Annotated in this window: 16 protein-coding genes and 1 other RNA gene; 7 read left to right on the plus strand and 10 right to left on the minus strand. The window is 59.8% G+C overall.

The window, feature by feature from the left end; all coding sequences use genetic code 11:
• Window positions 1-4: 4 nt before the first annotated feature.
• Window positions 5-1,705, minus strand: a complete 1,701-nt coding sequence (locus tag EYC95_RS08710; protein ID WP_131059984.1) for a bifunctional diguanylate cyclase/phosphodiesterase — start codon at window positions 1,703-1,705, stop codon at window positions 5-7.
• A gap of 303 nt (window positions 1,706-2,008) precedes the next feature.
• Between EYC95_RS08710 and EYC95_RS08715 the strand changes: the two genes are divergently transcribed.
• Window positions 2,009-2,323 carry a helix-turn-helix domain-containing protein gene (locus tag EYC95_RS08715; RefSeq protein WP_131059985.1) on the plus strand — a complete coding sequence of 105 codons (315 nt, stop codon included), beginning with the start codon at window positions 2,009-2,011 and terminating at the stop codon, window positions 2,321-2,323.
• Between the two features lie 201 nt (window positions 2,324-2,524).
• On the opposite strand, the gene ffs is transcribed toward EYC95_RS08715, so the two are convergent.
• The 6 genes from ffs to EYC95_RS08745 all read right to left on the minus strand — a co-directional run bounded on the left by ffs (window position 2,525) and on the right by EYC95_RS08745 (window position 12,045).
• An RNA gene (gene ffs, locus EYC95_RS08720) (signal recognition particle sRNA small type) lies at window positions 2,525-2,621 on the minus strand.
• 304 nt (window positions 2,622-2,925) lie between these two features.
• Complete coding sequence (locus EYC95_RS08725) at window positions 2,926-4,092, minus strand: putative zinc-binding metallopeptidase (protein ID WP_131059986.1); 1,167 nt, start codon at window positions 4,090-4,092, stop codon at window positions 2,926-2,928.
• A gap of 181 nt (window positions 4,093-4,273) precedes the next feature.
• On the minus strand, window positions 4,274-6,631 hold the full coding sequence (ligA, locus tag EYC95_RS08730) for an NAD-dependent DNA ligase LigA (protein WP_131059987.1): 2,358 nt from the start codon (window positions 6,629-6,631) through the stop codon (window positions 4,274-4,276).
• Window positions 6,632-6,781: 150 nt separating this feature from the next.
• Window positions 6,782-7,636, minus strand: a complete 855-nt coding sequence (gene zipA / locus EYC95_RS08735; protein WP_131059988.1) for a cell division protein ZipA — start codon at window positions 7,634-7,636, stop codon at window positions 6,782-6,784.
• A 258-nt stretch (window positions 7,637-7,894) separates the two neighbouring features.
• Window positions 7,895-11,383, minus strand: coding sequence for a chromosome segregation protein SMC (smc, locus tag EYC95_RS08740; RefSeq protein ID WP_131059989.1), 3,489 nt, complete (start codon window positions 11,381-11,383; stop codon window positions 7,895-7,897).
• A 2-nt stretch (window positions 11,384-11,385) separates the two neighbouring features.
• On the minus strand, window positions 11,386-12,045 hold the full coding sequence (locus EYC95_RS08745) for a GntR family transcriptional regulator (protein WP_131059990.1): 660 nt from the start codon (window positions 12,043-12,045) through the stop codon (window positions 11,386-11,388).
• Between the two features lie 266 nt (window positions 12,046-12,311).
• Between EYC95_RS08745 and xdhA the strand changes: the two genes are divergently transcribed.
• The 4 genes from xdhA to guaD all read left to right on the plus strand — a co-directional run bounded on the left by xdhA (window position 12,312) and on the right by guaD (window position 18,454).
• Window positions 12,312-13,766 carry a xanthine dehydrogenase small subunit gene (gene xdhA / locus EYC95_RS08750; RefSeq protein ID WP_131059991.1) on the plus strand — a complete coding sequence of 485 codons (1,455 nt, stop codon included), beginning with the start codon at window positions 12,312-12,314 and terminating at the stop codon, window positions 13,764-13,766.
• Window positions 13,759-16,158 carry a xanthine dehydrogenase molybdopterin binding subunit gene (xdhB, locus tag EYC95_RS08755; RefSeq protein WP_131059992.1) on the plus strand — a complete coding sequence of 800 codons (2,400 nt, stop codon included), beginning with the start codon at window positions 13,759-13,761 and terminating at the stop codon, window positions 16,156-16,158. Before xdhA ends, xdhB begins: the two co-directional genes overlap by 8 nt.
• 137 nt (window positions 16,159-16,295) lie before the next feature.
• Window positions 16,296-17,141, plus strand: a complete 846-nt coding sequence (gene xdhC / locus EYC95_RS08760) for a xanthine dehydrogenase accessory protein XdhC (RefSeq protein WP_131059993.1) — start codon at window positions 16,296-16,298, stop codon at window positions 17,139-17,141.
• Between the two features lie 8 nt (window positions 17,142-17,149).
• Window positions 17,150-18,454 (plus strand): guanine deaminase, encoded by a 1,305-nt coding sequence (gene guaD / locus EYC95_RS08765; protein WP_131059994.1) that lies wholly within the window; start codon window positions 17,150-17,152, stop codon window positions 18,452-18,454.
• Window positions 18,455-18,625: 171 nt separating this feature from the next.
• Here the strand turns inward: guaD and EYC95_RS08770 are convergent, their stop codons facing one another.
• Entirely contained in the window at window positions 18,626-19,390 is a 765-nt protein-coding gene (locus EYC95_RS08770) for a GntR family transcriptional regulator (RefSeq protein WP_131059995.1), read from the minus strand.
• Between the two features lie 351 nt (window positions 19,391-19,741).
• On the opposite strand from EYC95_RS08770, the gene EYC95_RS08775 reads away from it, so the two are divergent.
• On the plus strand, window positions 19,742-20,932 hold the full coding sequence (locus tag EYC95_RS08775) for a benzoate/H(+) symporter BenE family transporter (protein ID WP_131059996.1): 1,191 nt from the start codon (window positions 19,742-19,744) through the stop codon (window positions 20,930-20,932).
• A 200-nt stretch (window positions 20,933-21,132) separates the two neighbouring features.
• Here the strand turns inward: EYC95_RS08775 and EYC95_RS08780 are convergent, their stop codons facing one another.
• Window positions 21,133-21,477 (minus strand): YggL family protein, encoded by a 345-nt coding sequence (locus tag EYC95_RS08780; protein WP_007896965.1) that lies wholly within the window; start codon window positions 21,475-21,477, stop codon window positions 21,133-21,135.
• Window positions 21,478-21,711: 234 nt separating this feature from the next.
• Between EYC95_RS08780 and dacB the strand changes: the two genes are divergently transcribed.
• Window positions 21,712-23,172, plus strand: a complete 1,461-nt coding sequence (gene dacB, locus EYC95_RS08785; protein WP_131059997.1) for a D-alanyl-D-alanine carboxypeptidase/D-alanyl-D-alanine-endopeptidase — start codon at window positions 21,712-21,714, stop codon at window positions 23,170-23,172.
• A gap of 208 nt (window positions 23,173-23,380) precedes the next feature.
• On the opposite strand, the gene EYC95_RS08795 is transcribed toward dacB, so the two are convergent.
• On the minus strand, window positions 23,381-25,780 hold the full coding sequence (locus tag EYC95_RS08795; protein ID WP_131059998.1) for a diguanylate cyclase: 2,400 nt from the start codon (window positions 25,778-25,780) through the stop codon (window positions 23,381-23,383).
• Window positions 25,781-25,828: the final 48 nt, after the last annotated feature.

Raw genomic sequence — 25,828 nt, forward strand, 5'->3', positions numbered from 1 at the left:
GACTTCAGCCAACCCGATCCAGCACCCGCCATTGCAGTGGTGCGACAAATCCCGCAACCCACCCCGGCACATCGGCAGGAGGCATCGGCCGGGCGATGAAATAGCCTTGGGCAACTTCACACCCCAGTCGCAACAGCAACTCACCATGCTCGATACTTTGCAGCCCTTCGGCAATCACCTGCCGGCCAAACGCTCGGGCCAGTCCGATCACCGCCGTGGTCAGCGCCAAGTCATCGTGATCATCAAGAATGTCGCGCACAAACGATTTATCGATCTTGATGGTTTGGGTACGCAAACGCTTGAGGTAGCTCAGCGACGAATAGCCGGTGCCGAAGTCGCCCAGTGAAAACTGCACTCCGAGCTCCTGACAGGCCTGCAAACAGGCGCTGACGTGCTGGATGTTCTCGATCGCCACCGACTCGACGATTTCCAGGTCGAGCATCTGCGGAGCAACGTCGGTATGCCGGGCCAGGACGTGCCTGAGGCGGTCGACGAAATCCGCGCGCTGAAAATGCCGTGCCGCGATATTAATGCTGATCGGCCAGCCCTGCCCCGCCTGCTGCCAGTGGTGCAACTGCGTCAACACCTGATCCATCACCCATTCACCGATGTCGACGATCAGGTCCGTCTCTTCCACCAGCGGCAAAAACTCCCGGGCCGGGACCAGGCCATTTTGCGGATGCTCCCAGCGCAACAGCGCCTCGAAGCCGACCACCACGCCAAGGCGCATATTGACCTTGGGTTGAAAATGCAGACGCAACTCATCGGCGGCCAGCGCCTGGCGCACTCGCTCGACCGTCTGGTGAGTGGCCTTGACCTCCTGATCCCTCGACACGTCGAACAGATGGAATCGGTTGCGACCGCGCTGCTTGGCCACGTACATGGCCTGATCGGCGTGACGCAACAGGGTTTCGGCATCTTCATTATCGAGGGGAAACAGCGTGACGCCGATGCTGGCGAACACATTGATGTCCTTGCCATGCAAGGTGTACGGCGCCGAGACTGCCCCCAGCACCCGATTCAGCGCCGCGCGCAATTCCGGCAGATCCCGCACGTAACGCAACACCAGCACGAACTCGTCGCCAGCCAACCGCGCTACCACATCTTCGCCACGCACGATGTGGCGCAAACGCTTCGCCACTTCCACCAGCAATTGATCGCCACTGGCGTGGCCGTAGCCGTCGTTGACCGCTTTGAACCCGTCAAGGTCGAGCATACAGACGGCGAGCGGAATGTTTTCCTGCCGGGAGAACTCCAGCGCCTGGTCCAGCAGATCCGAGAGGAACGCGCGATTGGGCAACCCGGTCAGCACATCATGCCCGACCCGCCATTGCAGGGAATGTAATAACTGGCGTTTTTCACTGATGTCGAAACGAATCGACAGGTATCGATCAACCCGTCCGGTGGCGTCATTGAGTACCGGCACCATGGTGCTTTCGACCCAGTACAGGCTGCCGTTCTTGGCGCGATTACAAATGTCGCCCTTCCAGACGTTGCCCAGCGCAATGGTGCGCCACATGCCGGCGAAGAAATCAGCGCTGTGCACACCGGAATTGAGGAGACGATGGTTCTGCCCGAGCAACTCATCACGGCTATAGCCGGACACGGCGCAGAACTGATCGTTGACGTGGGTGATCCGACCGCTCAGGTCAGTCTCGGAAAAAATGGCGGCGGCATCCACGGCCCTGCGGTATTTCTCATCCATGAATCAGGCTCGCTGTCGCTAGCGGTGGGACTGCGCAAACACGTTTTCACTCCATGACCCGCATTTGATGACTTCGCAGAACCGAAGATCGGCTAGTCTCAAAAACCTCGTGCAAGGCTGGCAAGGGAGCGCAATGCTGACGGTTTCGCATTGCCCATTTTCTCGAAACAGGTCACTAAACACCCCTTATTGGCGGCGATTCTACGAAATGCATCACATTTTGCAAAGCAAGGTGATGGATCATGCAGTTGTCTAATGCAAAAATCTATCGTTAAGTTCTTGATTCTAAATGGGAATTGAGCGATGCAAATTTCAAGTTTGGGTCCAGCCATCCGACGCTACCGCAAGGTCGCGGGGCTTACTCAGGCTGAACTCGGCGAAAAAACCGGTTTTGACCCCAAAACCATCAGCCGCTTTGAAACCGGAACGTATACCCCCAGCGTTGAAGCCTTGTTCCTGCTTGCCAAGGTGCTGGACGTAAAGCTGAAAGCCTTTTTCGCAGATTTAGTCGATGAAGATGAACAGCGGGCGTATCTGTTCGGCGTCATTCACAAAGCCACCCCGAAGGATCTGGGAAAGCTGATTGCAGCGGTTGACCAGGCCTTGTCCAAGCCTTAGTGCCAGCAATAAAGAACAATGCCACAAATGAAAAAGGAGGCCGATGTGTCTGATACGACACATCGGCCTCCTTTTTTATGTTCGTTCTAAAAATCGGAAACGACAAAACACCGCCTGGAACAAGCTCCATGGCCGCACAACGAAATAAGTATTTTTAAACAGAAAACGCGAGAGAGTACTCGCGGTGCGTTATGGAGGCAACCCCACCAGCCACACCCCGGCACACAATGTTCCCGCTGTGGCTGCTTCCTTCCGGATCTGACCAGGTTCACGGGTAATCGTTGCGGGGGGACCGATGGGGTCACCATAACGACGCTCACCTGACGGCGAGCCGCGCCATTGTACCTATCTGAGACGAAGTTACAACCGTTCGATCCAGATTAAAAATATGAATCAGGTCAAGGACATGCACAGGACGCGAAACTCCACTGTCCGTAGCAGCTGTCGAGCCTGCGAGGCTGCGTCCGGCTGCGCAGCAGTCGTAAAATCAGGCAGCGCGGTTTTGCAGGTAAACCGCGAGCACCGGATTTACTCCTGCTTTGCAGCCGGACGCAGCCTCGCAGGCTCGACAGCTGCTACAAGCGGACGCGCTGTGTGCAGGATTACAGGTCTTGCAACACCTCATCCGCCCTGCCGCCCTCTTGCTGGATCACCAGGTGGATGAAGTGCAGCTTGGCAATCACCGCTGGTGGCAGGACGAACGGATAAAAATCCGGCTGGCCCATGCTGCGCGACAGTTCATTGAGCATGCCGGCCAGTTCGATCCACGCGTTGACGAATGACAGGAACGCCGCGCCGCCGGGATGCTGCGGATCGTAGAGCGTGTCGGACGGAAATGGCTGGTAGTCAAAATCCATTTCCCGCGCGCTCATGCCAAACCCCAGCGCCGTGTCCACCGCATCCATCATGTGCAGGTAATGCGCCCAGGTTTCCGCCCAGTCTTCCCACGGATGCATGGTGGCGTAGGCGCTGACGCACTGTTGCTGCCAGTCAAGTGGCGCGCCTTGCTGGTAATGCCGCTCCAGAGCGTCGGCGTAGCTGACACGCTCATCGCCGAACAGGCTGCGGAACGACTCCAACCAAGGGCTATTGGCGATCAAGCGGTCCCAGTAGTAATGCCCGACTTCATGCCGAAAATGCCCGAGCAGCGTGCGATAAGGTTCGTGCATTTGCACCCGGACCTTTTCGCGGTGGGCGTCGTCGGCTTCCTTGATATCGAGGGTGATCAGACCGTTGGCGTGACCCGTGGTCGGCGGCTTGCCTTCAAGGTCGACACCGATGAAGTCAAAGGCCAGGCCGGTCTGTTCGTCGATGGTTTTGGGAATCACCTGCAAACCCAGGCTGATCAACTGTGCGACCAGACGACGCTTGGCGGTTTCGACCTTGCGCCAGCGTTCGTGGTTTTCGGCAATCGACAGGTCTGGAATGGTGCGATTCAGGCTACAGGCGATGCACAACGCATCGTGGTCATTGGCCGGCAGCAACCAATTACACGCAGCGGGAGAGTCGAGGTTGGCGCAGCGCCGGAACAGACCGGCTTCGGGATCGGCGTCGAGCCGCCAGGTGTCCGCCTGCACGCCTGGCTGCAGCGAGGACAGGCGACTCTGCTCCGGCTGATAACCCAGCGCTGCCGAACAGGCCAGGCACTGGCTGTTGCGAAAGAACAGCGACTGCCCGCAGCGACAATGCCAGACCTTGCTGTTGCGCGAACTTTCGCCCATGAAGGGCGCGGCGATGCGTGAGCTGAGCTGTTCGAAAAAGCGGTACATGGCGATCTCTCCCTGGGGCTTGCCAAGACTAGATCATTGCCGCGCGAAGATCGTTCAAGTTCAACGCAATCAATGTGGGAGCGAGCTTGCTCGCGATAGCGGCGGATCAGGCAACATTAATTTTGACTGTGATGGCCTCATCGCGAGCAAGCTCGCTCCCACAGGTTGAATCGTCAGGCCCTTAATCTGCCTTGCCATACTTGCGCAACTCTTTAAGGAGCCTCTCTTCATCATAAACAGTCAACCCCAACTCATTAGCCTTCGCCAACTTGGAACCCGCGCCCGGTCCTGCCACAACAAAATGAGTTTTAGAGGACACGGAACCTGAGACCTTGGCACCGAGGCTTTCGAGCTTGCCCTTGGCGATATCACGGCTCATCAACTCCAGCGAACCGGTCAGCACCCAAGTCTGGCCAGCCAGCGGCAAGCCTTCGACGACTTTCTTCTCGTTCTGCCAGTGCATGCCGAAGTCAGCCAATTGCGCCTCAGCAGTAATCGAACGCTGACGATTTTCTTCAACCGCGAAAAACTCGCGAACCGAATTAGCCTGCTTCTCCGGCAATGCCTGACGCATGTCCAGCCAATCAGCGCTCATCACCGATTCCAGCGAACCAAACTTGTCCGCCAGCTTCTGCGCCCCACCCGGCCCGACCGAAGGAATGTGCAGCTTGTCGAGGAAACCGCCCAGCGTGGTACTGGCGGCGAACTCGGCTCCCAGCTCGCCCTGATCCTGAATCTGCATGCCGTGCTTGAGCAGGTCCGCAATCACCTGCTGGTTATGCGCATCTTCAAAGAAGCTGTGAATCTCGTGAGCCACTTCCAGGCCGACATCCGGCAAGTACGTCAGCACTTGCGGCAACGCCTGTTGAACCCGCTCCAGCGAGCCAAGGGAGCGCGCCAGCACCTTGGCCGTCTCTTCGCCGACATCCGGGATCCCGAGGGCGTAGATGAACCGTGCAAGGCTCGGTTGCTTGCTGTCTCCAATGGCACTGAGCAGGTTCTTGCTCGACAGCTCGGCGAAGCCTTCCAGATCGACGATTTGCTCGAACGTCAGGGCGTACAGATCGGCCGGCGAGTTCACCAGCCCTTCGTCCACCAACTGCTCGACGCTCTTCTCGCCCAGGCCTTCAATGTCCATCGCGCGACGGGAGACGAAGTGAATGATCGCCTGCTTGAGTTGCGCACCGCAGGCCAGTCGACCGACGCAGCGATACACCGCGCCTTCGCTGACGGTCTCGCGCCCCTTGCTGCGCTTGACCAATTGCGTACGCTCGACATGGGAGCCGCAGACCGGGCACTTCTCAGGAATATGCACTGGACGCGCGTCATCCGGACGGCGCTCCATGACCACCTGAACCACTTGCGGAATCACGTCACCCGCGCGGCGGATGATCACCGTGTCGCCGATCATCAAGCCCAGACGCGCCACTTCGTCCATGTTGTGCAACGTCGCATTGGCCACGGTGACACCCGCGACCTTGACCGGTTTCAACCGAGCCACGGGCGTCACGGCGCCGGTGCGGCCGACCTGGAACTCCACGTCAAGCAGTTCGGTGAGTTCTTCCATGGCTGGGAATTTGTGGGCAATCGCCCAACGCGGTTCGCGAGCACGGAACCCCAATTCACGCTGGGATGCGATGCTGTTGACCTTGAACACCACGCCATCGATTTCATAGGCCAGCCCGTTGCGGCGCTCACCGATGTCGCGGTAGTAATCCAGGCATTCATCAATGCCGTGCGCCAGTTTCAGCTCGCGACTGATCGGCATGCCCCACGCCTGGAGCTGCTTGAGATTGCCGATGTGCGTGTCGGCAATATCCGCCGAAATCTGGCCGATGCCGTAGCAGCAGAATTCCAGCGGACGGTTGGCGGTGATCTTCGAATCCAGTTGCCGCAAGCTGCCCGCCGCCGCGTTGCGCGGGTTGGCGAAGGTCTTGCCGCCGACTTCCAGCTGCGTGGCGTTCAGGCGCTCGAAACCGGCCTTGGACATGAACACTTCGCCGCGCACTTCCAGGGTCGCCGGCCAGCCGCTGCCCTGCAGCTTGAGCGGGATATTGCGCACGGTGCGCACGTTGACGCTGATGTCTTCGCCAGTGGTGCCGTCGCCCCGCGTTGCGCCGCGTACTAACACGCCGTCCTGATAAAGCAGGCTGACCGCCAGGCCATCGAGCTTCGGTTCGCAGCTGTATTCCACCGCCGCGCCGCCGCCAAACAAATCGCCGGCCGGCAGGTCGAGCCCTTCAGTCACCCGGCGATCGAACTCGCGCATGTCGGTTTCTTCGAAGGCGTTGCCGAGGCTGAGCATCGGCACTTCGTGGCGCACCTGAGTGAACGCCGACAACGCCGCGCTGCCAACTCGCTGGGTCGGCGAATCGCTGGTGATCAGGTCGGGATTGGCCGCTTCGAGGGCCTTGAGCTCGTGGAACAACCGGTCGTACTCGACGTCCGGGATGCTCGGTTCGTCCAGCACGTGATAACGGTAGTTGTGCTGATCCAGCTCAGCGCGCAGTTCTAGAATGCGGTTTTTGGCGGCGGTCATGGGTGTTCTCTCATAAAGCAAAAGAGCAGCCGAGGCTGCTCAATCTGTGCTGCTGTACAAATCATTGTAGGAGCCAGCGGTACGGCGACCCGACTTGCCGGCGAAGGCGTATGTATGATCGCCTTCGCCGGCAAGCCTGGCTCCTACAGATCAACGCTTCTGGGTCAGGGCGCGACGTTCGAATTCAACGATGCGCTGACGGTAGTGCTCGATGGTCTGGGCGGTCAGTACGCTGCGCTGGTCGTCTTTCAGTTCGCCATTCAGCTCCTGGGACAGTTTGCGCGCTGCGGCCACCATCACGTCGAACGCTTGCTTCGGATGACGCGGGCCTGGCAGGCCGAGGAAGAAGCTCACCGCCGGCGTGCTGAAATGGTCGATATCATCCAGATCGAAGATGCCCGGCTTGACCGCATTGGCCATGGAGAACAGAACTTCACCGTTGCCGGCCATGCTTTCGTGGCGGTGGAAAATATCCATCTCGCCGAAACGCAGACCGCTTTCCAGAATGTTCTGTAACAACGCCGGGCCTTTGAAGCCGGCCGTGTCGCGGCAGATCACGCTGATCACCAGCACTTCTTCGGCTTGCGGTTGTTCCTTGTCGCTGACCGAAGGCGAGGCCTTGGTGTCATCCGGGAAGTCGTCGTCACGGCTGCTGAAGCTCGGGCCGCCGTCCAGATCCAGGCTGAGGTTCATGTCACCCTGGGAAGGCTCGCCGTGGCCACGCTTGCCGCGCTTGGAACCCGATTCACGCGGCTCACGGGCAGGCATGCTCACCGACGGCAGATCGTGCTCGTCCAGTTGCGGTTCTTTATGATTATCCAGCACGCGGGGCGGGCCCAACAGCTCGGCGCTGGTGTCCTCGTCCGGCAGGTTGGACAAACTTCGGTCAAGACGGAATTTCAGTTTTCCCTTGCCGCCGCGCATGCGACGCCAGCCATCGAAAAGAATACCGGCAATGACAATAATGCCGATGACGATCAGCCACTCGCGCAGACCGATTTCCATGTAATCCCGTGCCTCTATAAAAAATGCTGAAAAATAAGGGGTTTACAACTCGCAAACCGCTTTAAAACGTGGCGCCAACTCTATGTTCTGACAGGCGTTTTGCCCACGTATACGAAAAATTGACATTAAACTAGCACGACCAAAGGCAACTTTACACCGTCTGTCACAATGGCTTGCGCGAATATGTCGATTGGCCAGCAAGTCGAGACAGGTAAAAAAGTCCTACAGACTAAAAATACTTGCCCTACAAGCGCCGACTCAGGCCTCCACCATCGCCATCGCCTCCTCGACATCCACTGCCACCAGACGCGAGCAACCCGGTTCGTGCATCGTCACACCCATCAGTTGATCGGCCATTTCCATGGCGATCTTGTTGTGGGTGATATAGATGAACTGCACCGTCTGCGACATCTCTTTGACCAGCCGTGCGTAGCGTCCAACGTTAGCGTCATCCAAGGGCGCATCAACTTCATCGAGCATGCAGAACGGCGCCGGATTCAACTTGAAGATGGCAAACACCAGGGCCAATGCGGTCAGGGCTTTTTCGCCACCGGAGAGCAAATGGATGGTGCTGTTCTTCTTTCCTGGCGGCTGCGCCATGATCGTTACCCCTGTATCGAGTAGATCTTTGCCCGTCAGTTCCAAATACGCGCGTCCTCCACCGAAAACTTTTGGGAATAACGCCTGCAAACCGCCATTGATCTGATCAAAGGTATCTTTGAAGCGGTTTCGGGTTTCCTTGTCGATCTTGCGAATCACGTTTTCAAGCGTGTCCAGTGCTTCCACCAGATCGTCGTTCTGCGCATCCAGATAACGTTTACGCTCGGATTGTTGCGTGTATTCGTCGATGGCCGCCAAGTTGATCGCACCGAGGCGCTGAATACGCGCGGCAATGCGTTCGAGCTCTTCTTCGGCATCCTTCTCGCTGGCCTCGGCTGTCAGCGTGGCGAGCACGCCGTGCAGGTCGTAGCCGTCTTCCAGCAGTTGATCTTCAAGTGTCTTGCGGCGCACGGTCAGGGCTTGCCATTCCATGCGCTGGGTTTCCATCTGCCCGCGAATCAACTGCGATTGCTGCTCAGCCTGATTGCGACGTTTTTCCGCATCACGCAATTCACGGTCAGAGTCTTCCAGAGCGATCTGCGCCGTCTTGAGTTCTTCGTCGACGGTCATGCGCTTGTCGAGCAACTCTTCGAGTTTCAGGCGCAATTCTTCCAGCGGCGCTTCGCCCTCCTCCAGATTGAGGCTCAGCTGTTCGCGTTTCTCGGTCAGGCGCTCGGACTGCATCTCCAGTCGTTCCAGCGCCTGACGCGTGGAGTCGTGTTGCGCTCTGAGCGAGCCGAGGCGCACCGCCAGTTGATGCGCGTGATCCTTGTGTTGCCGGGCTTCCTGACGCACCCGGTCAAGTCGCTCGCGCAGGCTGTCGCGCTGGGCCAGCAGCAACTCGCGCTGCTCGGTGTCCAGCGCCATGGCGTCGAGGGCTTCCTGCAATTGCAGGCGCGCTTCGCCGATGTTTTCGTGCTCCAGCGCACGTTGTTCGGCCAGCTCGGTGAGCTCTTCATCGAGCCGCGTCCGGCGCAACGTCAGTTGTTCAACCTTGGCTTTGCCGGCAGACAACTGGGCTTTCAATTCGCCTTGCTGACGCGCTTCGTCTTGCAGCAAACGACGCAAATGTTCGCGACCGTTTTCCTGTTGACGCTGCTGCGCCCTGAGATTCTGAAGCTGGGTTTCCAGGGTTTCGACCGTGGCTTCGCGCTCTTCGCGCTCGATGCTCAGACGCTGGATTTCCTGACCACGGGCGAGCACGCCGCTTTCCGCTTCACTGGCCCGGCGCACACGTAAAAAGTGTCGACCCACCCAATAGCCATCGCGACTGATCAAGCTCTGGCCGGCGCTCAGCTGACTGCGCAAGGCCAAGGCCTGTTCGAGGTTTTCAACCGGTTTGACCTGCCCCAACCAGGGCGACAGATCGATCTGCGCTTCCACTTTATCGAGCAAGCTGCCGGGCACGCGCACGCCATCACTGGCCGGGCTGAGCAAGCGCAGATCGCCCTGGGCAAAACCGGCCAGATCGAAATCGACGAAGTCATCCACCAGCACCGCTTGCAGGTCGGCGCCGAGCACGGTTTCCACCGCCAGCTCCCAACCGGCTTCGACTTTCAGACCTTCGGCCAGACGCGGACGGTCCGCCAAATGCTGTTCGCGCAGCCATTCAGCGGTGCCGGTGCCCGGGTCGAGTGCGGCTTGCTGCAAAGCTTCAAGGGAGGCGAGGCGACCGTTCAGACGCTGCAAATCGCCCTGCGCCTGTTGCTGATTCTGCAGCGCCAATTGCAATTCCTGACGCAGTTGTTCAAGGCGTTCGACCTGGGCTTCTTCGCTGGCCTGCAAATCTTCGAGGGTCGCTTCGCTCGCGGCCAGTTGCTCGCTGAGCTCCATGATCGCCGCGTCTTCCGGGTCCGCAGAGAGCAAGGCGCGTTCCTCGCCAAGACGCTTCTGACGATCGGCCAGTCGCTCCATGCTGGTTTCCAGCTGCTGGATGCGCGACTGCTGAACCTCGGATTGACGACGCGGTTCGGCGGCGGTCAGGTTGAACGTGTCCCACTGCTCCTGCCAGCCGTGCATGGTGGTTTCGGATTCTTCCAGGGCGGCAGCGGCTTCTTCGGCAGCGGCGCTGGTGACTTCCTGCTCCGGCGTGAGCATGTCCAGCTCTTCGCCGAGGGTCAGCAGCAACGTGCGGTCGTGGCCCAGGTGTGATTCGGTTTCCAGTCGCGCACGCTCGGCTTCTTTCAGATCGTCCTGCAATTGGCGCAAGCGCTGCTGACCGTGCTGGATGCTCTGCTCGACCCGGGCGATGTCGCCGCCGACCGAATAGAAGCGTCCCTGCACCAGATTGAAGCGCTCGGACAGGTCATGGTGCCCGTCACGGAAGCGTTCGATGCTCGCGTCGGCGTTACGTTGCTCGGCGACCAAGGCTTCGAAGGTGACTTCCTGATTACCAATGACCGCTTCGCGCTGCCCGACCTGTTCGTTCAACGCCTGCCAGCGCAGGGCCGACAGCTGGGCCTTGAGCTGACGCTCTTCGCCTTTGTATTCCTGATACTTCTTGGCGGCCTCGGCCTGGCGGTGCAAACGCTCCAGCTGACGCTCGAGCTCATCGCGCAGGTCGGTCAGGCGGGCCAGGTTTTCGTGGGTGCGGCGAATGCGGTTTTCAGTCTCGCGCCGACGCTCCTTGTACTTGGAGATGCCGGCCGCTTCTTCGATGAAGTTGCGCAGGTCTTCGGGCTTGGACTCGATCAGCTTGGAGATCATCCCCTGCTCGATGATCGAGTAGCTGCGCGGGCCCAGGCCTGTACCCAAAAAGATGTCGGTGATATCGCGACGGCGGCATTTGGTGCCGTTGAGGTAGTAAGTGGTCTGGCTGTCTCGGGTCACTTTGCGGCGAATGGAAATTTCCGCATAGGCGGCGTACTCACCGAGCAGGGTGCCGTCGGAGTTATCGAACACCAGCTCGATACTCGCCTGGCTCACCGGCTTACGGCTGGTGGAGCCGTTGAAGATGACGTCGGTCATCGATTCGCCGCGCAGGTTCTTGGCCGAACTTTCGCCCATCACCCAGCGGACGGCGTCGATGATGTTCGACTTGCCGCAGCCATTCGGCCCGACCACCGCCGCCATGTTGCTGGGGAAGTTAACCGTGGTCGGGTCGACGAAGGATTTGAACCCTGCCAGCTTGATGCACTTGAGCCGCACGCTTAAGCGTCCGTCAGGGCAGAAACCACCAGATCGCAGCTGCGCTGGGCATAGGCCGTCAGCACGTCGCGGATCTGCGGAAAGTCACGGGCCAGCACGGCGGCGAGCAAACGTTCGAACAGTTCGAGGAACTCGCTCATCGACGCCTTGCGCTGGTCCAGCGCGAGGAAATACGCACGACTCATGGCCGGCTGCAGGTTCTCGACGGTTTCCTGCAAGTACGGATTGTTGGCGAATGGGTACGCGGCGCGCATCACGTTGAAGCTGTCGTCGACGAAGGTGCGGATGTCCTGACGCTCGTAGCTGGCAGCCAGGCGCTGCTGGATCTGCACGAACGGCGCCATGTCGGCCTGGACCTGCCAGCCTTTGGCCACGGCATTGCCGAGCAGGATGTACAGCTCGCTCATCAGCGTGCACAGGCTCTGCACCTTGTGGGCGGTGAGCTCGGTCACGTGGGCACCGCGTCGCGGCAGGATCGCGATCAGGTGGCGGCGCTCGAGAATCAGCAAGGCCTCACGGACCGAACCGCGACTGACATTGAGGGCCAGCGTGACCTTCTGTTCCTGGATGCGCTCCCCGGGCTTCATTTCGCCACGAATGATGCGTTCGGCGAGGTGGTGAGCGATTTGCTCGGCGAGGCTGTCCGGCGCCTTGAACGTCATGATTGTCCTTCAAACTCTTCGATCTGCACAGGCGGCGCAGTGTAGCGCACATGAAGGGTCATGGCGGAGTGCCCACTCAGCGGTTTTTGGCACGAATCAAGCAAAAAGCAGGCTAACCCGCGAGGGTCAATAATGAAGGAACGAGTCGTTGATCGACAAAATGCTGTTTCCTGACCTTTAAGTCAGAAAATCATTGACCGCAAAGTCAGACCTGATAAATTCGGTTCAAGTCGGTTAACAACAATAATGAGTCTGCGAGGCCTTCCGTGATCCAGTTTTTACTTAACCAGGAACTCCGTAGCGAGCACGCCCTGGACCCAAACCTGACCGTGCTCAATTATCTGCGCGACCATGTGGGCAAACCCGGCACCAAAGAAGGCTGCGCCAGCGGTGACTGTGGCGCCTGCACCGTGGTGGTCGGCGAGCTGCAAACTGATGACGATGGCCGCGAACACATTCGCTATCGCAGCCTCAACTCGTGCCTGACGTTCGTTTCGTCATTGCACGGCAAACAACTGATCAGCGTCGAAGACCTCAAGCACAAAGGCCAACTGCACAGCGTGCAGAAAGCCATGGTCGAGTGCCACGGCTCGCAATGCGGCTTCTGCACTCCGGGCTTCGTGATGTCGCTGTTCGCATTGCAAAAAAACAGCGATGAGCCCGATTCTCACAAGGCTCACGAAGCGCTGGCCGGCAACCTCTGCCGCTGCACCGGCTATCGGCCGATTCTGGCTGCCGCCGAACAATCCTGCTGCGGCAAGCAACCGGATCAGTTCGATGTTCGCGAAACCGACACCATCGCTCGCCTGAAAGCCATCGCACCTACCGACATCGGCGAACTCAACAGCGGCGACAAACGCTGCCTGGTGCCGCTGACCGTCGCCGATCTGGCCGACCTCTACGACGCTTATCCACAAGCCCGCCTGCTGGCCGGCGGTACGGACCTGGCGCTGGAAGTCACCCAATTCCACCGCACGCTTCCGGTGATGATTTACGTCGGCAACGTCGCCGAGATGAAGCGCATCGAACGCTTCGACGATCACCTGGAAATCGGCGCCGCGACCGCCCTCTCCGACTGCTACGAAGCCTTGAAAGCTGAATACCCGGACTTCGGCGAATTGCTGCAACGCTTCGCGTCCTTGCAGATTCGGAACCAGGGCACCCTCGGCGGCAACATCGGTAACGCTTCGCCGATCGGTGACTCGCCACCGCTGCTGATTGCCCTGGGCGCGCAGATCGTTTTGTGCAAAGGCGAAACCCGCCGCACCCTGGCCCTGGAAGATTACTTCATCGATTACCGGGTCACCGCGCGCCAGGAAAGCGAGTTCATCGAGAAGATCATTGTGCCCCGCGCCAGCGCCGAACAACTGTTCCGTGCGTACAAGGTTTCCAAGCGTCTGGACGATGACATTTCCGCCGTCTGCGCCGCGTTCAACCTGCGCATCGACAACGGTGTCATCGCGGATGCCCGCGTGGCGTTCGGCGGCATGGCCGCGATTCCGAAACGCGCGAACAACTGCGAAACCGTGTTGCTCGGCGCGCCGTTCAACAACGCCACCGTCGAACGCGCCTGCGCTGCGCTGGCCGAAGATTTCACGCCGCTTTCGGACTTCCGCGCCAGCAAGGAATATCGCCTGCTCAGCGCGCAGAACCTGCTGCGCAAATACTTCATCGAACTGCAAACGCCGCACATCGAGACTCGGGTGACCGCATATGTCTAACCATCACGCCGTAGAGAAGACCCAGGCCGAACTGGCTGAGTTGTTCGCCAAGGACCTGACCACCGGTGTCGGCCGCAGCGTCAAGCACGACAGCGCCACCAAGCATGTGTCCGGCGAAGCGCAGTACATCGACGACCGGCTGGAATTCCCCAATCAGCTGCACGTTTACGCCCGGCTCTCGGACCGTGCCCACGCGAAAATCATCAGCATCGACACCAAGCCGTGCTACGCCTTTGAAGGCGTGCGCATCGCCATCACTCACGAAGATGTGCCGGGCCTGAAAGACATCGGCCCGTTGCTGCCGGGCGATCCATTGCTGGCCATCGATGACGTGCAATTCGTCGGGCAACCGGTGCTCGCCGTCGCGGCGAAAGATCTGGAAACCGCACGCAAAGCCGCCATGGCCGCGATCATCGAATACGAAGATCTGGAGCCGGTGCTGGACGTGGTCGAAGCCCTGCGCAAACGCCACTTCGTACTCGACAGCCACACTCATCAGCGCGGCGATTCGGCCAATGCTTTGGCCACCGCCGAGCATCGCATCCAGGGCACGCTGCACATCGGTGGCCAGGAACACTTTTACCTCGAAACCCAGATCTCTTCGGTGATGCCGACTGAAGATGGCGGGATGGTCGTTTATTGCTCGACGCAGAACCCCACCGAAGTGCAGAAGCTGGTGGCCGAGGTTTTGGACGTATCAATGAACAAAATCGTCGTCGACATGCGTCGCATGGGCGGCGGTTTCGGCGGCAAGGAAACCCAGGCCGCCAGCCCGGCGTGCCTGTGCGCGGTTATCGCGCACCTCACCGGACAACCGACCAAAATGCGCCTGCCCCGCGTCGAAGACATGCTGATGACCGGCAAGCGCCACCCGTTCTATGTCGAATACGACGTAGGCTTCGACAGCACGGGTCGCCTGCATGGCATCGCCCTTGAACTGGCCGGGAACTGCGGTTGCTCGCCGGACTTGTCGGCCTCGATTGTCGACCGTGCGATGTTCCACGCCGACAACTCGTACTACCTGGGCGATGCGACCATCAACGGTCATCGCTGCAAGACCAACACCGCGTCGAACACCGCTTACCGGGGTTTCGGCGGCCCGCAGGGGATGGTTGCCATCGAAGAAGTGATGGACGCGATTGCCCGCCATCTGGCCCTTGATCCGCTGGCGGTGCGCAAGGCCAACTACTATGGCAAGACCGAGCGCAACGTCACCCATTACTACCAGACCGTCGAGCACAACATGCTCGAGGAAATGACCGCCGAACTCGAAGAAAGCAGCCAGTACGCCGAACGCCGCGAAGCGATCCGTCGCTACAACGCCAACAGCCCGATCCTGAAAAAAGGCCTGGCGCTGACCCCGGTGAAATTCGGTATTTCCTTCACTGCCAGCTTCCTCAACCAGGCCGGTGCGCTGGTCCACGTCTACACCGACGGCAGCATCCACCTGAATCATGGCGGCACGGAAATGGGCCAGGGTTTGAACACCAAGGTCGCGCAGGTTGTGGCCGAAGTGTTCCAGGTGGAAATGGACCGCGTGCAGATCACCGCGACCAACACCGACAAGGTTCCGAACACTTCGCCGACCGCCGCTTCCAGCGGTGCCGACCTCAACGGTAAAGCCGCGCAGAACGCCGCTGAAATCATCAAGAAACGCCTGGTTGAATTTGCCGCGCGGCACTACAAGGTCAGCGAAGAAGACGTGGAATTCCACAACGGTCACGTGCGGGTTCGCGATCACATCCTGACCTTTGAATCGCTGATCCAGCAGGCGTATTTCGCTCAGGTTTCGCTGTCGAGCACCGGGTTCTACAAGACCCCGAAAATCTTCTACGACCGCAGCCAGGCCCGTGGTCGGCCGTTCTACTACTACGCCTTCGGTGCAGCCTGTTGCGAGGTGATCATCGACACCTTGACCGGTGAGTACAAGATGCTGCGCACCGACATTCTGCATGACGTCGGCGACTCGCTGAACCCGGCGATCGACATTGGCCAGGTCGAGGGTGGTTTCATCCAGGGCATGGGCTGGCTGACCATGGAAGAACTGGTGTGGAACAACAAAGGCAAACTGATGACCAACGGCCCGGCCAGTTACAAGATCCCGGCCGTGGCAGACATGCCGCTGGACCTGCGGGTGAAGCTGGTGGAAAACCGCAAGAACCCGGAAGACACGGTGTTCCATTCCAAGGCCGTGGGTGAGCCGCCATTCATGCTTGGCATCGCGGCGTGGTGTGCGATCAAGGATGCGGTGGCGAGCCTTGGCGACTACAAGCATCAACCGAAAATCGACGCGCCGGCGACGCCGGAGCGGGTGTTGTGGGGGTGTGAGCAGATGCGGCAGTTGAAGGCGGCGAAAGCCGTGGAAGCCGAGGTTGAGTTGGCTTCGCTCTAGACCGAGGTGCGCCCTTCGCGGGCAAGCCTCGCTCCTACAGGTGGTGGTGGATCACAATGATGTGAACGACACAAAACCTGTAGGAGCGCTTGCCCGCGAAGAGGCCCGAACAGACAACAGAGATGTCGAGGTGAAACATGTACAACTGGATCGACGCCCTCGCCGACCTGCAATCCCAGGGAGAACCCTGCGTGCTGGTAACCATCATCGAAGAGCTCGGCTCGACGCCGCGCAATGCCGGTTCGAAAATGGTCATCAGCGCTACCCAGGCCTTCGACACCATCGGTGGCGGGCACCTGGAATACAAGGCCATGCAGATCGGCCGCGAGATGCTGGCCAGCGGCAAGCAGGACACGCACCTGGAGCGCTTCAGCCTCGGCGCCAGCCTGGGTCAGTGCTGCGGCGGCGTGACCGTGTTGCTGTTCGAACCGATGGGCCAGGTCCAGGCGCAGATCGCCGTGTTCGGCGCCGGCCATGTCGGTCGGGCGCTGGTGCCGCTGCTCGCCAATCTGCCCTGCCGGGTGCGCTGGATCGATTCGCGGGAAGCGGAATTCCCCGAACAGATCCCCCACGGCGTCCGTAAAATCGTCGCCGAAGAACCGGTGGATGAAATCGACAATATGCCCGCCGGCAGCTACTGCATCGTCATGACCCATAACCACCAGCTCGACCTCGAACTCACCGCCGCGATCCTCAAGCGCAACGATTTCACCTACTTCGGCCTGATCGGTTCGAAGACCAAACGGGTGAAATTCGAACACCGCTTGCGTGATCGTGGTTTCGACAGCGCCGTGCTGCAACGCATGCGCTGCCCGATGGGCATTGGCGAAGTCAAAGGCAAGTTGCCTGTGGAAATCGCCATCTCCATCGCTGGCGAAATCATCGCCACCTATAACGCCAGTTTCGGCCAGCAAACTACCAACGCCGGATCATCGATCGCCAAACTGCTGCCTGCTTCACGCCGCAGCCAAGCCACAAACTGAGAACGCTCATGCCTCTGACTCGCAAAGCCTACCGCGCCGCCATCCTGCACAGCATCGCCGACCCCGCTGAAGTGGGTATCGAAGCCTCGTATGAGTATTTCGAAGACGGCCTGCTGGTGGTCGATAACGGCCAGATCAGCGCCGTTGGCCACGCCAGCGAATTGCTGCCGACTCTGCCGGCCGACATCGAAATCACCCATTATCAGGATGCGTTGATCACCCCAGGCTTCATCGACACCCACATTCACTTGCCACAAACCGGCATGGTCGGTGCCTATGGCGAGCAACTGCTGGACTGGCTCAACACCTACACCTTCCCTTGCGAAAGCCAGTTTTCCGACAAGGCTCACGCCGATGAAGTCGCGGACATTTTCATCAAGGAACTGCTGCGTAACGGCACCACAACTGCCCTGGTGTTCGGCAGCGTGCACCCGCAATCGGTGAACTCGTTCTTCGAAGCCGCCGAGCAGCTGGACCTGCGGATGATCGCCGGTAAGGTGATGATGGACCGCAACGCGCCGGACTACCTGACCGACACTGCCGAATCCAGCTATGTCGAAAGCAAGGCGCTGATCGAACGCTGGCACGGCAAGGGTCGACTGCACTACGCGGTCACCCCGCGCTTCGCCCCTACCAGCACCCCGGAACAACTGACCCTCGCCGGCCAGTTGCTCAGCGAATACCCAGACCTGTACATGCAGACCCACATCAGCGAAAACCTCAAGGAAGTCGAGTGGGTCAAGGAACTGTTTCCGGAGCGCAAGGGCTACCTGGACGTCTACGACCACTACAAACTGCTCGGCGAGCGCTCGGTATTCGCCCACGGCGTGCACCTGTGCGATGACGAGTGCGCGCGGCTGGCGGAAACCGGCTCGGCGATTGCCTTCTGCCCGACTTCGAACTTCTTCCTCGGCAGCGGCCTGTTCAACCTGCCGATGGCTGAGAAGCACAAATTGAATGTTGGGTTGGGCACAGACGTCGGTGGCGGCACCAGTTTCTCGCTGTTGCAAACCCTGAACGAAGCCTACAAAGTCATGCAACTGCAAGGTGCGCGCCTGAGCCCGTTCAAATCGCTGTACCTGGCGACCCTCGGCGGTGCGCGTGCGCTGCGTCTGGAAGACAAGATCGGTACCCTGAAGCCCGGCACCGACGCGGACTTCCTGGTGCTCGATTACAACGCCACGCCGTTGCTGAGCTATCGCTTGAAGCAGGCCAATAACATTGCCGAGACGTTGTTCGTGTTGATGACGCTGGGGGATGACCGGACTGTTCTGCAGACTTATGCGGCGGGGAATCAGGTGCATCAGCGCTGAGTTTTCTTCAGGCATAAAAAATCCCCCGCAATTGTTGGTTGCGGGGGATTTTTTTATTGCCCTTGAAGCCGCCTTCGCGGGCAAGCCTCGCTCCTACAGGATTTAGGTAATTTCGAGATCACCTCCATCCCTGTAGGAGCGAGGCTTGCCCGCGAAGGGCGCGACGCGGTGTCAGAGCTTTACCGCTGCCCGCCCCGGCTTCTTGGTCTGCAACAAATGCGAAAACACCGCATGCAAATCATCCGACGCGCTTTCTTCGTCGAGGTTGAGTTTGCTGTCGATGTGATCCATGTGGTGCATCATCAGATTCACCGCCAACTCACCGTTACGCGCTTCGATGGCGTCGATCAGCTGGGTGTGTTCGTCGTAGGAACAGTGGGAACGGTTGCCGCTTTCGTACTGGGCGATGATCAGCGAAGTCTGGGACACCAGGCTGCGCTGGAAGCTGATCAGCGGCGCATTCTTCGCCGCTTCGGCCAGTTTCAGGTGGAATTCGCCCGACAGACGGATACCGGCGCCGCGATCGCCACGGGAGAAGCTGTCGCGTTCGTCGTTGACCATCTGCCGCAACTCGGCAATCTGCTCGGCGGTGGCGTGCTGAACCGCCAGTTCAGTGATCGCGCGTTCTACCAGACGCCGCGCCAGGAACACCTGACGCGCCTCTTCGACACTCGGGCTGGCGACGACGGCGCCGCGGTTCGGACGCAGCAGCACGACGCCTTCATGGGCCAGGCGCGACAGCGCACGGCGAATGATGGTGCGACTGACCCCGAAAATTTCCCCCAGCGCTTCTTCGCTCAACTTGGTGCCAGGCGCCAGACGCTGTTCGAGGATGGCCTCGAAGATATGCGCGTAGACAATATCGTCCTGGGTACCGCTGCGGCCGGCTTTGCCTGCTCGCGGTTGTTTCTTAAGGGGCTGCAACTGTTCGTTCATGGGCACTCGAGTCGGGAGAACTGCGGCGAATTGACCGTGACTGTAATACGGCACAGTGGGTCGCTGGCAAGTATCGCGTAAAAAACACCGCGATTGTACACAATGGATGGTGGCAACACGACTGTACGGCTGTTTGTCGCTTCTGCTGTATCGCAACGGTTGGTTACTTTTGAGTTTAGGCTTGATCGCAGAATCCGCCGCCTGAACGCGATTTCCTTGTAGGAGCGAAGCTTGCTCGCGAAGGCGTCGTGTCAGTCAACATTGATATCGACTGACACGACGCCTTCGCGAGCAAGCTTCGCTCCTACAGGGATCACGGACATCTTTATTAGTACAAGGAACACCGCTGTCATGAACGACGCCACGCACACGCAGCTCCGCCCCTTGGCCGATACGTCACCGTCAGCGATCGTCGCCGGCTTTATCGCAATGATGACCGGCTACACCAGCTCCCTTGTCCTGATGTTTCAGGCCGGACAAGCGGCGGGCCTGACCAGCGGGCAGATTTCGTCGTGGATCTGGGCAATCTCGATTGGCATGGCGGTGTGCTCGATCGGCCTGTCCCTGCGGTATCGCACGCCGATCACCATTGCCTGGTCGACGCCTGGCGCGGCGTTGCTGATCACCAGCCTCGGCGGCGTGAGCTACGGCGAGGCCATCGGTGCCTACATTACCTGCGCGGTGCTGGTGACGATTTGTGGTTTGACCGGCAGCTTCGAACGCCTGGTGAAAAAGATTCCGGCGTCATTGGCCGCGGCGTTGCTGGCGGGGATTCTGTTCAAGATCGGCAGCGAAATCTTCGTCGCCGCGCAGCATCGTACCGGGCTGGTGCTGGGGATGTTCTTCACTTATCTGCTGGTCAAGCGCCTGTCGCCGCGTTACGCGGTGCTCGCGGCATTGCTGATCGGCACGGCGCTGTCGGGGGTCATGGGACTGCTCGACTTCAGCGGTTTTCATCTGGAAGTGGCGACGCCGGTCTGGACCACACCGCACTTCTCCCTGGCCGCGACCATCAGCATCGGTATTCCATTGTTTGTGGTGGCGATGACTTCGCAAAACATGCCCGGCATCGCCGTATTGCGCGCTGACGGCTACACCGTGCCGGCCTCGCCGCTGATCACCACCACCGGCATCGCCTCGCTGCTGCTGGCGCCGTTCGGCTCCCACGGGATCAACCTCGCGGCCATCAGCGCGGCGATCTGCACCGGGCCGCATGCCCATGAGGATCGCAACAAGCGTTACACGGCGGCGGTCTGGTGCGGGATTTTCTACGGGATTGCCGGGGTGTTCGGCGCGACGCTGGCGGCGTTGTTTGCCGCGCTGCCTAAAGAGTTGGTGCTGTCGATTGCGGCGCTGGCGTTGTTCGGCTCGATCATCAATGGCCTGAGCATAGCCATGACCGAAGTGAAGGAACGTGAGGCGGCGCTGATTACCTTTATGGTCACGGCGTCAGGGCTGACGCTGTTTTCCATTGGTTCGGCGTTCTGGGGGATTGTCGCGGGGGTGTTGACGTTGGTGATCTTGAACTGGCGCAAGGCCTGAGGGCCCCTTCGCGGGCAAGCCTCGCTCCTACAGGTTCCGCGCAAAGCTTTTGTAGGAGCGAGCGGTGCGGCGATCCGACTTGCCCGCGAAGGCATCCCCGAGATCAATATCGCAAGCCAAGCCATACGCCTACAAAAAGCAGGCATAAAAAAACGGCGACCCTTGGGTCGCCGCTTCTTTTATGACAGCAAGCTATGACATCAAGCTACCGGATTGATCGGCTTTTCCGGGTACCAGACGTCGATCAGCGGGCTGACGGTTGCTTCGGTCAGTTCGCTGCGGCCTTTGAGCCAGGCTTCAACAGCAGCACGCTGCTCTTCGGACACCGAGCCACGCTTCTGCAGGCAAACCAGACCGAAGTCGTCGCCGCCAACATAGCCCAGACCGTTGGCTTCCATGGCTTCTTTCAGGAACGCGTCGAGGAAAGCATCAATGGCTTCATCAGCCAAATCTTCTTTGAAATCCAGGTTCAGCTCGAAACCCAGCTCTTGAAATTCATCGACGCACAGTTTTTTGCGCAGACGCTGGGAACGGTTAGTCGCCATTGGAACAATCCTCATAAGTAATAACGGGCGGCACTTTAGCAGTTTAAGGCGCTGATTGCCCGTCTCTCGGCAGCGCTAAGCCTACCGCCGGTAAAAAAATTGCGGATTAGAGGCGCACGGTAAGGCACAAGCCGTTACACCTTGGGGCATAATGCCGACACTTTCATGACCACTGAGGGAATTTATCTTCATGCCCTCGTCTTTTTTCCCCTCGAATGTAGGGTTTTATTTCACATGATCAAATCTTTGCGTCCATTGCTGCTGGCCGGTTTTCTTCTACCCCTGGCCTTCTCCGTTTCCGCCGCCTCCATCAACACCGGTCTGTCACCCAACGTCGAAAAAGCCCTCAAGGCCAGCAAACTTCCGGGCAACGCCCTGTCGCTGGTGATGATCCCGCTGAACGGCCCGGGCACCCCGACCATTTACAACGCTGACGTTTCGGTCAACCCGGCCTCGACCATGAAGCTGGTGACCACCTACGCCGCGCTGGAAATGCTCGGCCCGAACCACCAGTGGAAAACCGAGTTCTACACCGACGGCACCCTCAGCGGCGGCATCCTCAACGGCAACCTCTACCTCAAGGGTGGCGGCGATCCGAAACTGAACATGGAAAAGCTCTGGCTGCTGATGCGTGACTTGCGCGCCAACGGCGTGACGCAAATCACCGGTGACTTGGTGCTGGACCGCAATTTCTTCGTGCAACCGCAACTGCCGGAGTTCAACGACGACGGCAATGACGACAACAAACCGTTCCTGGTCAAGCCCGATTCGCTGATGGTCAACCTCAAGGCCCTGCGCTTCGTGGCGCGCAACGACAACGGCCGGGTCCTGGTGTCGGTGGAACCGCCGATCGCCAGCATCAATATTGAAAACCAGGTCAAAGCGGTCAACTCCAAGCAATGCTCCGGTGGCGTGCGTTACAACCCGGTGACCCAAGCCGATGGCAGTGTGACCGTGACGGTTGGCGGTCAGTTGGGCGATGGCTGCAGTTCACAGACTTATCTGTCGCTGCTCGACCACGCGACCTACACCGCCGGTGCCGTGCGCGCGATCTGGAAGGAACTGGGCGGCAGCATCCAGGGCAGGGATCGTCTGGCGCCGACGCCGAGCAACGCCAAGGTACTGGCCCGGGCCTATTCGCCGGATCTGGCGGAAATCATTCGCGACATCAATAAATACAGTAACAACACCATGGCTCAGCAGTTGTTCCTGAGCCTGGGCCAGAAATTTCGCACCGATGCCGACGGTGACGACGCCAAGGCCGCCCAGCGCGTGGTGCGTCAGTGGCTGGCGAAGAAAGGCATCACCGCGCCGCACCTGGTGATGGAAAACGGTTCCGGCCTGTCCCGTGCAGAACGTGTGAGCGCCCGTGAAATGGCGGCGATGCTGCAAGCCGCGTGGCGCAGCCCATACTCCGCCGAGTTCATCAGTTCGATGCCGATTGCCGGCACCGACGGCACCATGCGCAAACGCCTGAAGACCACCGCGATGCGCGGTGAAGCCCACGTCAAGACCGGCACCCTGAACACCGTGCGCGCGATCTCCGGTTACAGCCGTGACGTCAACGGCAACACCTGGGCGGTGGTGGCCATCCTCAACGACAAGGCCCCGTTTGGCGCATCTTCGGTGCTGGATCAGGTGCTGCTGGATCTGTATCGCCAGCCGAAAGTGCCGGAAACGGCTTCGGTGCTTTAACCCGGTCTAGAAAACACCACAGACCCAATGTGGGAGTGAGCCTTTGTGGCGAGGGGATTTATCCCCGTTGGGCTGCGAAGCGGCCCAGAATCAGACACTGCGGTGTATCAAATACACCGCAAGCAATGGTTTTACGACTGCTTCGCAGCCGAACGGGGATAAATCCCCTCGCCACACAGCTCGCTCCCACAAGGCTCTGCATTTGGTTTTAGCTGGTTTTTGCTACGACCCGATCCCGTCCCGCCTGCTTCGCCGCGTACACGCCCGAATCCGCCCGCAGCAACAGCGCGTCCGCGCCCTCTCCGACTCGCCAACTGGCAATCCCGAAACTCGCGGTCACTGTCCCCACGCCTTCGATCGGTGAACTGCGCAGTCCTTGCCACAGCTGCAAGGCCAGCACGTGGGCCTGTTCGCCGTCGATGTCCGGGCACAGCACCATGAATTCCTCGCCCCCCAGGCGACAGAACACGTCGGTACGTCGCAGGCGAAGACTGATGCGCTCGCACACGGCCTGCAACACCCGATCGCCCACGGCGTGGCCATGCAGGTCGTTGATGCGTTTGAAGTGGTCGATGTCGAGCATGATCACCGACAACTCGCCACCACCGCGCTCGACCCGGGCCATTTCGGTGGTCAGGCGCTCTTGGAAGTAGCGGCGGTTGTGGATCCCGGTCAGAGAATCGGTGATCGACAGCGCCCGCAGCTCTTCTTCCACCCGTTTCAGGTCGGAGATATCGGAAATGTAACCATGCCAGAGCACGCCGCCTCCCGGCAGTTCCTCCGGAGTCGCCTCGCCGCGAACCCAGCGCAGGCCGCGTTGAGGCAGTTGCACGCGGTATTCCTCGCGCCACGGGCTGAGCGTATCCGCCGACGCGCGGATCGAGGCGCGCACGCGAGTCGTGTCCTGTGTATGAATCCGCGTGAAAATTGCTTCGGCATTGAATAACAGAACGTCCGGATCGAGTTCGTAGATCTCGCGAATCCCGTCGCTGGCGTAGATCACGCTGAAGCGACCGTCGAATTCCATCTTGAATTGATAAATGCCACCGGGCACATGGGCGCTGAGTTTTTTCAGCAACAAGTCGCGCGCAGCCAGGGCTTCGTGAACGCGTTTGCGTTCGGTGATGTCGATGCAAATTGCCAGATGCCCGACCCACAGGCCTTGCTCGTCAAGTACCGGAGTCGCGAGCATGTTCACCGTCAGATGGCTGCCATCCTGACGGACCAGCGTCCACTCCCGCGCTTCGTGACCACCCTCTTCTCCCCCTTCGACCAACATCGCCTGACAGGTCGGAATCGGCTTGCCATAGCGCGCACTCAATTCCGCCGAGCGTGCGACCAACTCCCTGGGAAAGTGCAGGTTTTCCAGGGTCATGCGCCCCACCACTTCAGCGCTGGAGTAACCCAGCATTTGCTCGGCCCCGGCGTTGAAGGTGCTGATGACACCCCGCAGGTCGGTGGCAATGATCGCCACTTGAGTCGCGGCATTCAGCACGCCGCGCAACTGGCCGTGAGTGCCGCGCAATTCCTGCTCGCGGTCGTGCAACTCCTGGGTGCGCTGCTCGACCATTCTCAGCGCACGCTGGCGTTGGCTGACCAGCACGTACAGCAACGCACTGAGTAGTACGCTGAGCAAGCCACCGAGCACCACCAGGCTGGTCACCGAGGAATGGTTGGCTTTCAGGAAGGCTTCGCTGGGCAAGATATCGACTTGATAGTCGTGGTCAGCCATACGCAGCAGGCGTGTGGCGGACAATTCGCTGGCGGCAGGCGAGTTGTAGGACTCGTAAAGCACCTCGTGCTGATCGTCGGTGGACAGGTCGAGGATGCGCACCGAAAGATAGTCATAACTGGCCTCCGGCAACCCGTCCGCCAGCAACTGGCGCATGCTGATCACCGCCATGACATAACCGTAGGGTTTCGTGGTCGGCACCGCGGCGTCACTCTGACGCTTCACCGGCGCCACCAGCAGCACACCCCGTGCATAAGCCGGCTCGATGCCGACCAGATGCATCGGTTGCGAGACGGCCATGCAGCCCAGCTTGTCTGCCCGTTCCAAGGTGGCGCGGCGCAACGGCTGGGCGAACAAGTCGTACCCGAGCGGCGAGCCGAGCCGGCTTCGGGTCTGGCTGTAGAGCACTGCCACGTACTCATCCCGTTCGGCGGCCAATTGCAATTGGCCGTCGGCGTTGAGCTCACGAAGGGTGAAGTCGCTGAATCCCTCTTCGCGCACCTTGCGCTCAAACGCCGCCCGCTCATCACGGGTCACCCGCGCAGCGAATGAATACGCCTCGGTGCGGTGCAGCAACGGTTGGGTGTAGCCGTCGAACTCCTCGCGGGAGACCGACTGGGAATTGGCGAAGAATCGGCGCAGGCCGTCGAGGCGCTGTTCCTGATCTTCGAAACGTTCTTCGATACGGCTGTAACGTTCACTGGCGAGCAGCTGGAAACGCTGCCGCAATTGATGGTGAAACAGATTCAGTGTCGACCAGGCCAGCAATCCGGTAAGAATCCCGCCGACGAGCAATACCAGCAGCGCGACCAGCCAGGCCGAGACATCTTCACTGATAAAACCCAGGATCTTCGGGCGCACGGCGTGCAACGACATAAACGCAACTCAAAACGCCAGGTGCGGGAAAGCCCATTGGCCATGCGT

This window comes from Pseudomonas sp. BGI-2 (genome assembly GCF_004310295.1).
Taxonomy (GTDB): domain Bacteria; phylum Pseudomonadota; class Gammaproteobacteria; order Pseudomonadales; family Pseudomonadaceae; genus Aquipseudomonas.